This window comes from Sphingobium sp. BS19, from assembly GCF_027925545.1.
Classification (GTDB): domain Bacteria; phylum Pseudomonadota; class Alphaproteobacteria; order Sphingomonadales; family Sphingomonadaceae; genus Sphingobium.
Genome location: NZ_BSEF01000010.1, coordinates 211,045 through 223,294, shown reverse-complemented (window position 1 = coordinate 223,294; position 12,250 = coordinate 211,045). Strand labels below are relative to the sequence as shown.

Annotated in this window: 12 protein-coding genes and 1 pseudogene; all 13 read left to right on the top strand. The window is 63.4% G+C overall.

The window, feature by feature from the left end; translation table 11 throughout:
- Positions 1-11 precede the first annotated feature (11 nt).
- Complete coding sequence (locus QMG56_RS13565) at positions 12-449, top strand: heavy metal-responsive transcriptional regulator (RefSeq protein ID WP_047100364.1); 438 nt, start codon at positions 12-14, stop codon at positions 447-449.
- A 174-nt stretch (positions 450-623) separates the two neighbouring features.
- Positions 624-842 carry a hypothetical protein gene (locus QMG56_RS13560; protein WP_281822858.1) on the top strand — a complete coding sequence of 73 codons (219 nt, stop codon included), beginning with the start codon at positions 624-626 and terminating at the stop codon, positions 840-842.
- 169 nt (positions 843-1,011) lie between these two features.
- Positions 1,012-1,422 carry a hypothetical protein gene (locus tag QMG56_RS13555; RefSeq protein ID WP_158014297.1) on the top strand — a complete coding sequence of 137 codons (411 nt, stop codon included), beginning with the start codon at positions 1,012-1,014 and terminating at the stop codon, positions 1,420-1,422.
- Positions 1,423-1,467: 45 nt separating this feature from the next.
- Positions 1,468-1,635, top strand: coding sequence for a hypothetical protein (locus QMG56_RS13550; RefSeq protein ID WP_281822857.1), 168 nt, complete (start codon positions 1,468-1,470; stop codon positions 1,633-1,635).
- A gap of 429 nt (positions 1,636-2,064) precedes the next feature.
- The gene (locus tag QMG56_RS13545; protein ID WP_281822856.1) at positions 2,065-3,804 is read left to right on the top strand and encodes an FAD-binding oxidoreductase; all 1,740 of its coding nucleotides are present in this window, start codon (positions 2,065-2,067) and stop codon (positions 3,802-3,804) included.
- A 1-nt stretch (position 3,805) separates the two neighbouring features.
- Positions 3,806-4,489 carry an iron reductase gene (locus QMG56_RS13540; RefSeq protein ID WP_230187277.1) on the top strand — a complete coding sequence of 228 codons (684 nt, stop codon included), beginning with the start codon at positions 3,806-3,808 and terminating at the stop codon, positions 4,487-4,489.
- Positions 4,486-5,181 carry a cytochrome c3 family protein gene (locus tag QMG56_RS13535; RefSeq protein WP_281822855.1) on the top strand — a complete coding sequence of 232 codons (696 nt, stop codon included), beginning with the start codon at positions 4,486-4,488 and terminating at the stop codon, positions 5,179-5,181. The genes QMG56_RS13540 and QMG56_RS13535 overlap by 4 nt, the downstream gene beginning before the upstream one ends.
- A 529-nt stretch (positions 5,182-5,710) precedes the next feature.
- A complete protein-coding gene (locus QMG56_RS13530; protein WP_047100369.1) occupies positions 5,711-7,093 on the top strand; it encodes an NAD-dependent succinate-semialdehyde dehydrogenase in 1,383 nt (460 codons plus the stop codon).
- A 74-nt stretch (positions 7,094-7,167) separates the two neighbouring features.
- A complete protein-coding gene (gene adhP / locus QMG56_RS13525; RefSeq protein ID WP_047100370.1) occupies positions 7,168-8,202 on the top strand; it encodes an alcohol dehydrogenase AdhP in 1,035 nt (344 codons plus the stop codon).
- Between the two features lie 5 nt (positions 8,203-8,207).
- The gene (locus tag QMG56_RS13520; protein WP_281822854.1) at positions 8,208-10,154 is read left to right on the top strand and encodes a copper resistance system multicopper oxidase; all 1,947 of its coding nucleotides are present in this window, start codon (positions 8,208-8,210) and stop codon (positions 10,152-10,154) included.
- A 13-nt stretch (positions 10,155-10,167) separates the two neighbouring features.
- The gene (locus QMG56_RS13515) at positions 10,168-11,043 is read left to right on the top strand and encodes a copper resistance protein B (protein WP_158014298.1); all 876 of its coding nucleotides are present in this window, start codon (positions 10,168-10,170) and stop codon (positions 11,041-11,043) included.
- Positions 11,044-11,101: 58 nt separating this feature from the next.
- Positions 11,102-11,413 carry a DUF2933 domain-containing protein gene (locus QMG56_RS23470; RefSeq protein WP_375713695.1) on the top strand — a complete coding sequence of 104 codons (312 nt, stop codon included), beginning with the start codon at positions 11,102-11,104 and terminating at the stop codon, positions 11,411-11,413.
- A gap of 598 nt (positions 11,414-12,011) precedes the next feature.
- Positions 12,012-12,176: pseudogene (locus QMG56_RS23365) on the top strand (hypothetical protein); the annotation flags it as partial.
- Positions 12,177-12,250: the final 74 nt, after the last annotated feature.

Sequence of the window (12,250 nt, the reverse complement as noted above, 5' to 3'; positions counted from 1 at the left end):
GGAGGTAATTCATGGCTGGCTTGACCATTGGCGCTTTCGCGAAGGCAGTTGGCGTCCGGCCCGACACCATTCGCTATTATGAGCGCAACGGTCTCCTGCCGCACCCCGCACGCTCGTCGGCGGGTTACCGCTTGTACGCGGAGAGCGACCTCGAGCGAGTGCGCTTCATCCGCAAGGCGCAACAGCTTGGCTTTACGCTCGCCGAAATCGGTCTGCTTCTCACGTTGCAGGCTTCGGACACCGCTCGCGCCGCGGACGTTCTGGACATTACGGAGAGGAAGATCGCGGAGTCCACTTCCCGGATCATCGATCTCAATCGCATCAAGGATGCACTCGAGGGGCTCGCCGCCGAGTGCCCGGTGGATGCTCCGGTTTCTGACTGTCCGATTCTTGCGCACCTCGCGAACACAAGCGCCCCTGCTTTCGGCGCCAGCGGGGCGACGGCATGAGATTTGGCCCCCTACCCCAATGTGACCCGCGCGGAGGCAGCGGAGCTGGCGATCCGCGCGCTGCGACTAACTGCCGGCGGTCTCTACCCGCAAATCGATCGGACAGAAGAACGGGCCATTTGAGCTCGGGAGAGGGACTGCGGGGCATACAACCGAACAGAGAAAGGTAACATCATGAAACTTCTTATGGCAGCAACCGCGTCGCTCTCCCTGGTTCCGCTTGCGGGGTGCGCGACGATGAGGGACGCAACTCCCGAACAGCGGGCTAGTTGCGAGCGCATGGAACAAACCATGGGCACCAACACGACGCACGACCACAACGAGATGAAGGGCATGGGCATGAACTCGATGAATCTCAGCCACGCACGGTGCCAGCAGATCCTCGCACAATAGTCGCGCGACCTGAGTCGCTCGTCGAGTCGCCATAGAGTCTCTGCGTCGGGCAACCGACTGCTTTACTTGTAGCGACTTGGCGAGCGACGAGGGTGACAGCATCTCTCCGCTGCCGGGAATTACGCTGCGGAGACAGTACAGAGTTTCAACCGTTGAAAGGAGTAAGACTATGAAGAACCTAAGAAGGAGTATCCGCCGACCGGTTTTCGCCTCCACAGCCGCCATGTTAGCGCTCTTGAGCGTGACAGCGTGCGACGGTTCAAAAGACGCACCGGCCAATATCACGGCTGGTGACGAGAACGTCGCGCTGCCGGAAGACGAAAGCAGGGAAGAGCACCACGAGCAGGGAGTGGCGGCCGAGATGCACAATCGGATGTCCACTCAGCAAGGCAACCAGATGGGTGCAGGCCAGGGCGGAATGGCGGACGATCAGATGGGGGCCGGCGGCATGATGGATGATAAGATGCCGATGGGCAACTCCACGGCCAAGCCGGATACCGGCAAGGATAAGGCCATGCCGAAGGATAAGGCCATGCCGATGGAAGACGACGAGCCCATGCCGATGAAAGACGACATGTAGCGTGAAACTCTCGCCCGCGGGGAATTTGGCAATGGTGGTTCAACAATGGCTCTTTGGACGGTGAGCGGCGCGACAACGATCGTCGATGCTTGCCTGGAACGGGTGGCGTGGGTTCAGGCTCCAGTGCTCGCGCCCCTGATCTCGATGTCGTCGGCGCAGCGGCCCCCCCCCGGCCCTGCGCCGGCGGCACTGCTCGCGACACTTGTCGCATGACGAATAACTCGATAAGTCACCCATCAACTGCGGAAATTTCAGCACAAAGAGGCCGCAACTCGTGCCTGAGGGAGCGGCACCAGCGCCGCTCCGCCGGCAGTCCAAGCTGTCGATTGCCAAGCCGGCGCCGATGCCGGCCGCGGCCCAACCGATGCCGATGAAGGATGACAAGTAAGGAATCCTGATGTGAAGTACGGTCCTGCCCAGATCATCTCGCGCCGTACGTGGACGACGATGAAAATCGTTCGGCTGGGATTCGCGGCGCCAATGGCGCTCTTCGGATCCTCAGCGGCGCTGGCGCAGGCGTCGCCCTCCGAGCACGCTTCGCATCATCCGGGCGCCGCTGCCGCACCGGCGAACGCAATGCCGGCAGCCGACACAAAGGTGGCAGCCCCGCAGGGCGCACCCGCCCCTCCCCCCGCGGGCGGAATGACGGGCATGATGAAGGGGATGATGTCGCCATCCCCAGGTGGCGGGGAAGCAGCTGGAGCCGAAGCAGGCTGCTGCGGGATCGTAGGCGGCAAGCCGTTCTACCCGGCCATGATGAACTTCCCAGCGCTGACGGACAAGACGCGCGCAGCCATCAGGACCGAAGCGATCGCGCGCCTCGGATCGGGCGCGGCGGCCGTCACGGCCGGGCAGGTCGAACTCCATCGCGCCCAATCGTCGAACGACCCGGTGGCTGCGCAGGCAGCCATCGGCCTGGTGCGCGATGGGGTGTCGCTCGCGGAAAGCGGCAACAGTGCGTTGCAAGGCCTGAACCAAAATCAGCCGCCGCCACGCATCGCGCTCGCCTGGTTCAAGCGCGAGATGAGCGTGACACCGGAAAGCGACATGATCATGGACGGCGGCTTTCGTGACCTGTCCTGGCTTCACGTCGCCGCCATGCTGCTGCTTGCAGCCGCGCTCGTTGCGGCATTCCTGCTACGCCGGGCGCGGCTACAGCGTATCGGCGCCCTGGCGCAGCGGCTGACTCCCGGGGGTCAGCCGCCCGGCACCGCGCCTGCGGCGGCGGCCACACCGAAGGCGCCGGGGCCCGTCGCGGGCGCTCCGGTTGCTGCGGCCGCCCCGGTCAAGCCGCCGGTCAAACGGCCCTGGAAGGGCGTCCTGCGGATCAAGGCGATCTTCGACGAGACGCCGACGGTCAAGACTTTCCGGCTGATGGAACCCAATCTAGAGTCGATCCCCTTTACGTTCCTGCCGGGACAATATGCGTCGATCACCTCCGAGATTGACGGTCAAAAAGTGCGGCGCTCCTACACGATCTCTTCTTCGCCCACCCAGCACGACTATATCGAGCTTACCGTAAAGCGCGAGGAGCATGGCCTAGAGTCCCGCCACCTCCACGATCATGCACAGACTGGCGATCTGCTCGAGATCACCGCGCCGGCCGGAAATTTCTTCTTCACCGGCAAGGAAGCCGACGGCATCGTCCTGATCGCCGGGGGTGTGGGCATCACGCCGATGATGAGTGTTTTGCGCTACCTTACTGATCGATCGTACCCGTATGAAATCCACCTTATCTACGGTGTTCGTACTCCCGCTGACCTGATTTTCCGCGAGGAATGCGCGTATCTCGCCAGTCGGCACCCGAACGTCACCATCCTGTCGATCGTCTCGTCCGCGGAAGGCACCGACTGGAAGGGCCCGGTCGGCTTCATCACGGCGGACTTCATCGCCGGCTGTGTCGACGATATCGTGAAACGCCGCATTCATCTTTGCGGCCCGCCGCCGATGATGGACGCGGTCAAAGCGGCGCTGGAGGAACTCCACGTCCCGTCGGATCAGGTCAAGACCGAGGACTTCGCGCCGCCCAAAGGCGGTCCCGTTCCCGATAAGGAGCCCGACGACGAGCCCCCGGCTCCGCCGGCGGATGCGGCTGGCGGCGGTGCGGCGCCACCTTCGGCTCAGGCGACCGTCAACTTTTCCAAGTCCGGGAAGTCAGGAAACCTGGCGCCGGACCAATCCGTGCTCGAGGCTGCCGAAGCGATCGGCGTTGTGATCGACTTCGAATGCCGGGTCGGGATCTGCGGGCGCTGCAAGGTGCCGCTTAGCGAAGGTACGGTGACGATGGAGGTTGAGGACGCGCTCTCGGCCGACGAGAAGGCGGGCGGCATGATCCTCGCATGCCAAGCAAAATCTGCGAGCAACCTGGTCGTGGACGCCTGACGTGACCGAAAGCGAGAAGGTCACCGTTGGCGGCATGCTCAGCGCTCTCGTCCTGATCGTGCCCGCGTTCCTGGTGCACGTCGCGCCTCGCTTTCCCGGCAGCCTGACAGGCTCATTGTTCGGCATCGCCGCGGCAGTGCTCTTCCTGCTGCTGCTGTCCTATTCGGCCGTGAAGCGGCTGCCGTGGGTAAAGGAGCGCACGAAAGAGCATGTCTCGATCGGCGCTGTTCTGACCTTTCACGTCTATGCTGGCGCAGTCGGGGCGCTGCTCGGCATCATTCACTCGGGACACAAGTTCCAGAGCCCGCTCGGAATTGCACTGACCCTGTCCATGCTCACGGTCGTGGCAAGCGGGTTCGTTGGTCGATACTACCTCGCTCACATCGGCCAGGACTTGCGCGACCAGCAGAAGGAGCTCGGTGTCTTGCGCACTCGCTACGACAGTCTCGCGCTGGCCGCGGCGGGGCTCAAGGATCAGGCCGTGGTCGACCCTAACGGTGTCCCGCTCGGGCAACTGCTCGGAGCGATGTCGGATCTCGAATTCGCGATCACCGCACGCGAGACGCTCAAGCGCACGCTGGCACGCTGGGTCGTCCTGCACATCGCCGCCTCGATCGTGATGTATGCGTTGCTGGTGCTGCACATCTGGAGCGGGATCTATTACGGGCTGAGGTGGCTTGGATGAAATTTTCGGCCGCATCCCTGCTGATCCTGGTGGCAGCGGCGATCCTCGCGGCGATCGCCGTGCCGATCTCGATCTATCGCTCCGGCAGCGACGCGATACCGGGCTGGAGTGCGGCCGTCCGTCCTGGGCCGTTGTCCAAGGCTCACGCATTCCTCGGAGATAAATGTGCGAGCTGTCATACGCCCAACGAGGGCGTCACTGTCGACAAGTGCGTTGCCTGCCACGTGCCGGCCAAGGAACTGCTGTCGAAGCCCTCGACGGTGTTCCACGCCAATGTGACGACCTGCAGTGGTTGTCATGTGGAGCACCAAGGGCTCGACAAACGCCCCATCAAGATGGACCACGCCGTTCTCGAGAAGCTCGCGATCCGCCAAGCGGGCAAGCCCGTCGCGCTCGATTGCAAGGGGTGCCACGTCTTCAAGGACAAGCACCAGGAATTCTTCGGGCCAAAATGTGCGACTTGCCATGCCATCGACACGTGGAAAATCGTCGGCTTCCTTCACCCAAGCCCGAAATCGAAGGAATGCGCGCAGTGCCACAAGCCGCCGCCGAGCCATCTGATGATGCATTTCGAGATGATGGACAGGTCGATCACCGGCCAACGAAACGCAACCGTCAACCAGTGCTTCGCCTGTCACCAGACCGATTCGTTCAACAACATCAAAGGGGTAGGTCGGGTCGATATGCACTGAAACGCTAGTAACGGGGAACTGAAGTTTCACCGCGAAAGGCCAAAGCTCGACACTTTCTCACCGGATGCAATGTGGCCGCCGCACAGCGCTGACGCTGGACCGGATCCTCGACGCAATGCGACACCTTCGCCCATGCGGCCGGCACGCAAGCCCAAGGTGATCATCGCGGCTTGGTCGCATTCGTCCACAGCACCGACGCGCGCACGAGCTGGATGGGAAACGGGCAACCCAGTCCTTTTTTGTCGTTGTCGCTTTTGACTAAGGTCAAAAGAACGGCCTTGACCCTGGACTATGATCCAGGCGCGATAGAGCGATTGGAGGTCAGTGATGGGTGATTTCACAACTGGCGTATTTGCAGAGGCCGTTAGCCTCCGGACCGATTCATCCGCTCTTGTAAGCGTCACGATGTTCGACACGCGCTGCGCAGCGACAGCCGCTCTGTCAAAATGAGAAGAGCCGAAATCGAACGATATTTTGCGTGGGGTTGGCGAGCAGACCCCCCAGGCGCGATCCGGATGGAGACGAGACGATGACCTACCAGAGCATCAACCCCTACGACGGCAAACTCCTGCAAAGCTTCGACGATCTTACCGAGGAGAGCCTTGAGACAAAGATTGCGACGGCCGCCGCGTGCTTCGAGAGCTGGCGGCAGACGACGTTCGCGCAGCGGGCGGCCATCGCCGCGAAAGCCGCCGCCATCATGCGGGCCCGCGCCGACGAGTTCGCGCGGCCGGTAACGCTCGAAATGGGCAAGCGCATCGCCGAAGCGCGGGGCGAAGTGGCGCTCAGCGCGGACATCATCGATTACTACGCGCAGAACGCCGAACGCTTCCTCGCGCCCGAACGCCTCCATCCGAGTTCAGGCGAAGCGGAGATCGAAAGCACCCCCCTCGGCGTACTCTTCGGAGTTCAACCATGGAACTTTCCCTATTATCAGCTCGCGCGCTTCGCAGCGCCCAACCTGATGGCGGGCAACGTCGTGATGGTGAAGCACGCCGGGAACGTTCCGCAATGCGCCATCGCGTTCGAAGAGCTGTGGCTGGAGGCCGGGGCACCAAAGGGCGCCTACACCAACCTGCTGATCTCCCACGACCAGGTGAACCGCGTCATCGACGACCCGCGGATCAAGGGCGTGGCGCTGACGGGCAGCGTCGAAGCCGGAAAATCCGTCGCTGCGCGGGCGGGGCAGAACCTGAAGAAATCGACGATGGAGCTTGGCGGCAGCGATGCCTTCATCGTCCTTGATGACGCCGATCTGGAAAAGACCGTCGAGTGGGCGGTCTGGGCCAAGATGAACAATACGGGCCAGTGCTGCGTGGCGGGCAAGCGCTACATCGTCGTCGAGGAGTTGGCCGATCGGTTCCTCGACAAGTTCCGCACCGCGCTCGCGAAGCTGGAACCCGGGGACCCGATGGACGAGGCGACAACGCTCGGTCCGTTGTCCACCGAAGGCGCCCTGGTGAACCTCCTGGACCAGGTCGATCGGGCGGTCGGCGACGGCGCCACGGTCGTGATGGGCGGCAAGAGGATCGACCGTCCGGGCTCCTTCATGCAGCCCACGATCCTGGCCGATATCGCGCCCGATAGCGCCGCATTCCGGGAGGAGTTCTTCGGGCCGGTCGCGCTCTTCTTCCGGGTCAAGGATGAAGACGAAGCGGTGGCGCTCGCCAACGACTCGGCTTTCGGGCTTGGCGGCTCGGTCTTCACCGGCGACGTCGCGCGCGGCAAACGCGTCGCGAGCCGCATCGATACGGGCATGATGTTCGTCAATCACCCAACTTGGACGACGCCCGACCTGCCGTTCGGTGGGGTCAAGGACTCAGGCTACGGCCGCGAGCTTTCGAACATGGGCATCCAGGAATTCGTCAACAAGAAACTGGTTCGCGTCGAGGCGATCGACGCGCCAGCCTAGATCGCAAGGCGCGGATTTCGAACCAGCGCGACGTCAACAGCGCGCTCTCGACTGAGCTAAAAAGGAAAACAGCCATGGCTTCTACAATGCAGGCCGCAGTGGTCGAAACGTTCGGCCAGCCTTTGGTCCTCCGCGAATGGGACATGCCGACGCCTGGCCCAGGTCAGATCGTCGTCAAGACCGAAGCGTGCGGCGTGTGCCACACCGATCTCCATGCCGCAAATGGCGATTGGCCGGTCAAGCCGACGCCCCCGTTCATTCCGGGTCACGAGGCGATCGGTCCGGTCGTCGCGGTCGGAGCGGGCGTGACGATCGTCAAGGAAGGCGACCGGGTCGGAGTGCCCTGGCTCTATTCAGCATGCGGCCGCTGCGAATATTGCCTGAAGGCTCAGGAGACGGTTTGCGCCAAGGCGCAGTTCGGCGGCTACACGAAGAATGGCGGCTTCGCCGAATACATCCTGGCCGACCCCAATTACGTCGCCCACATCCCCGACGGCCTGTCGTCGATCGAGGCCGCGCCGCTCGTCTGCGCCGGCATCACCACCTACAAGGGCATCAAGGAAACCGGAGCCAGGCCCGGCGAATGGATCGCCGTTTCCGGCGCCGGAGGCCTCGGCCATCTGGCCATCCAGTATGCCAAGGCCATGGGACTGTCCGTCGCGGCGATCGACATCGACGACACAAAGCTCGAACATGCAAAACGCCTCGGCGCCGATCTTGCGATCAACGCCAAAGAGGGCGACCCGGCGGAGGCCTTGAAAAAGGCGACGGGCGGCGGTGCTCACGGGGTCCTGATTACAGCGCCCTCCCTCCCGGCGTTCAAGCAGGGAGTCGCCATGACGCGTAAGCGCGGAACCTGCGTGCTGGTCGGGCTGCCGCCCGGCGAGTTTCCGGTCCCGCTCTTCGATGTAGTCGTTGACTGCATCACCATTCGGGGATCATTCGTCGGCACACGCCAGGACATGGCCGAGGCCCTCGCATTCGCCGCCGAAGGCAAGGTCAAGGCGAACATCGAACTGCAGCCGCTTTCGGCGATCAACGAGGTTTTGAGCCGGCTGCAACGCGGCGATGTGGCCGCACGCGTCGTCCTCGATTTCGCGGGCAAGTGATCGTTATGACAAGGTCTTTGGATCGCATCGGCCGACGCGAGGTGATGGCGGGCGCGGGTCTGCTTGGCCTATCGGCGGTTCTCGCGCGCTCGGCGCCGGCTTATGCCTGGACGCAGGACAGCCAGGCCTTGCCGGTCCCGCGGCCCTCCTCCGCGAACGTGCGCAGCTACGATCTGGAGATCGACGACTACCGACTGATGGTCGACGGACGTCCCGGCAAAGCGATGGCGATTAACGGAACCGTGCCGGGGCCGCTCCTGCGTTTCCGCGAGGGCGAAGACGCCGTCATACGGGTCACGAACCGCTTGAAGGAGATCGCCTCGATCCACTGGCACGGGATCCTCCTGCCCCCGGGCATGGACGGGGTTCCCGGCGTGAGCTTCGCCGGCATCGCGCCGGGCGAGACGTTCACCTACCGCTTTCCGCTGCTTCAGAGCGGCACCTACTGGTGCCACAGCCATTCGGGCGGGCAGGAGCTGCTCGGCGTCTACGCGCCCTTCGTCATCGATCCGGCCGGTCCCGATCCCGTCGCCTTCGACCGGGACTATGTCGTGTTGATGTCCGACTGGAGCTTCGAGGCTCCAGAAAAGATTATCGCCAATCTCAAGAAGCAGTCCGGATATTACAATTATCAGAAGCGCACGCTGGCCGATCTCGTGCGCGATGTCAGCGCGAACGGCTGGTCGGCGACGCTCATGGAACGGCTCAGCTGGTCCAAGATGAGGATGGACCCGACCGACTTCGCCGACGTCACCGGTTACACCTACACCTACCTCGTTAACGGTCTGACCAGCGACGCCAATTGGACGGGGCTGTTCCGGCCGGGTGAGCGCGTACGCCTGCGTTTCATCGCGGCCGGCGCGATGACCTATTTCGATATCCGCATCCCCGGGCTCAAGATGACCGTGGTCCAGGCCGACGGGCAGGACATCCAGCCGCTGGAGGTAGACGAGTTCCGGATCGCGCCCGGCGAAACATTCGACGTCATCGTCGTGCCCGAGGACCGCGCCTACACGCTGATGGCGGAGACGATGGACCGCAGCGGGTTCGCGCGCGGCACCCTGGCCCCGCGCGCTGGCATGACCGCCCCGATCCCGCCGCGCCGACCGCGGCCGATCCGCACCATGGCCGACATGGGGATGGACATGGGCGGCATGGACATGGGCGCGGGCAAGGCCGGGATGGGGAGCATGTCCGGGATGCCGGGCGCCGCCGCTCCCGCGTCACCGCCGATCATGGACATGAGCGGCCACCAGATGCAGAACATGGGCGCGGCCGAGCGGGTTCGCGCGGACGCCGCCGGAAAACTGAAGACGGCGCACCAATCGGGCATGGCCGACATGCCGACGACCGGCGGCGCGATGGGCGCCATGGGTGCGATGCCGGGCATGAGCGGCGAAGGCGCCTCGGTCAAAGATCAGCGCTTCGCTCACGGCCCCGACACGCACGGGGTCGGCAATTCCTCGATCGCCATGGTCGCGAAGAACCGTCTCGGCGAACCGGGCTCGGGGTTCGACACCGAGAATTCGCGCGTCCTGGTCTACGCCGATCTTCGCAGCGTGATCCCGCAAACCGATCTGCGTGCGCCCGAGCGCGAGATCGAACTGCACATCACGGGCAACATGGACCGCTACAGCTGGTCCTTCGACGGCAAGAAATACTCCGAAGCGCGCACCCCAATCGCGTTCAGATATGGCGAACGGCTGCGCATGGTGTTCGTCAACGACACCATGATGGAACATCCGATCCACCTTCACGGCATGTGGATGGAGCTCGAGAACGGCGGCGGAGCGAACCAGCCGCGCAAGCATACGGTCAGCGTCAAACCCGCCGAGCGCCTGACGGTGGCTGTGACCGCCGACGCACCTGGGCAATGGGCGATGCACTGCCACCTGTTGCTCCACATGGAGATGGGCATGTTCCGCGTCGTCGAAGTCTCCTCCCCCGCCTGACCGGAGAAAGCCGTTGCGCTTCGCACCTTCATTATTGCCCGTCCTGTTCCTGCTGCCCACCGGTCTTCAAGCACAAGAGACGGGCGCGCGGGGAGCCGGCGAACCGATGTCCATGCCGATGCCGGCTCCCGGCCAAACTTCGCATGCCGAACCGGTTGCTGCACCTGCCCCGACAGACCAGGAGACAGCAACGCTGCCCAACCTGGAGGACCGCTCAGGATGGCCGGAGCCGACCGCCGACAGCGCGAACTACAGCTACCTGGTGACAGAACTGCTCGAGTATCGCGAAAGTCGCGCCGCGGGAGCGATCCGCTGGGACATTTACGGCTGGTACGGCGGCGACGTGAACCGGCTCTGGGTCAAGACCGAAGGGCTGCAAGACGTATCGGGGCCAGGCGGAGGCGAGCAGGAGGCCCAGCTTCTTTACGGCCGCCTGATCTCGCCCTTCTTCGACTTTCAGGCCGGCGTCCGTTTTGCGCACCGCTCGGGGCCAGGCCCCAATCAATCGCGAACCTATGCCGCGATCGGCGTGCAGGGCCTCGCTCCTTACCGCTATTCGCTCGAACCGACGTTGTTCATAAGCCAGGACGGCAAGGTCTCCATGCGGGCGACCGCCACCTATGATCAGCAGCTGACACAGCGGCTCATCCTGCAACCCCGCTTCGAGTTCGACGCCGCAGTCCAAAAGGATCGGTCGTTCGGCGTCGGTTCCGGGCTGAACAAGACCGAACTCGGTCTCCGGCTGCGGTATGAAGTAAAGCGCGAGTTCGCCCCGTATGTGGGCGTGTCGTGGACACAGAGCTACGGAAGCACGAAACGACTGGCGCGCGCGGAAGGTGAAGACACCAGCCTCGTTTCTGTCGTCGCGGGAGTCCGGATGTGGTTCTGAGAAAGGCGCGCGCCTCGATGGACCTGACCAACCTCGCCCGGCAGTCGAGGTGTGAAGAATGTTAGACGGAAATGGAGCGGTCGATATGAGTAATTCCGGACGGCGATTGGCACAACGGCTCCGAGCGCACCCCCTGACTTCGGTCGTCTCCGGCATTCTCGTCATTGTGGCACTATATCTGGTGTACGAGCACCGCACCTCCCCGCTTGCAATGCTCCCCTACCTCCTCCTGCTCGCTTGTCCGCTGATGCATTTTTTCATGCATGGTGGTCATCGCCGGCGCACCAGCGAACGTGCGGAGAACTCGGGAGGTCCAGCGGGGACAATCGGCAACCGCCTTGTTAGCCGCGAAGCAGAGGGTGGGCAGTGATATGCAACTGCGGAGCGCCCATTGGCTCCGCGCGATCGCTCTGATGGCATTTGCAGCCGGTGCGTCCACTACGAGCGCCTCGCAAGCAGCGACGGTTCAGCCGGAGGCGAGCCTTGTCGGAACTTGGTCTTTCGACGGCCGCCAAGCCTGCAAGTCCGGACCAGCCTGGGTTTTCAGCTCTGACGGTTCGTATTCGGAAGTGATGCTCCCCGACAGAACGTCGCGAGGGACTGGTGGCTGGCGCGAGCAGGGAGGAAGTATCTTCTATTCGCTGGCCGTTCCTTCTTCGAGAACGCAGCGCCAGCCACGGCTTGAACGCCGCATGACCATCATCGAGCGCTCACCGGACCGGATTGTTGCGGTGACACAACAGCGGGTCCGACATGTGATGCACCGGTGCCGGTAGGAACTTTGTGCTCGTGCCGCCATGGTGGCTGGCGGGGCACCATCCCGCCAGCTTTCATGGCTTTGAGCAAACTCCTGCGCCTCCAGTATGATCTCATACGACAGCCGGTTGGTGGGAGCCGGCTTGGCGCTCCTGCGAAGCTCTGGTTCCGCGTAAAAGGTGCTCCTGCCGGTCGCCCACGCCTGCGTCTGAATGAAGGAAAATATTGTGGATCACATGCATGAACACGCGGAAGGCGACCGCCAAATGAAGCCATCCGGCCTCGCGGACGGAGCGGTCAGGGATCCGGTATGCGGAATGACGGTGGACCCAGCTACCGCAAAGCACCGCCATGATCTGGGCGACACCATCTACTATTTCTGCAGCGAGGGGTGCCGGTCGAAGTTTGCCGCGCATCCTGAGCGATATCTCAACCCTCCCGCTACAAAGCC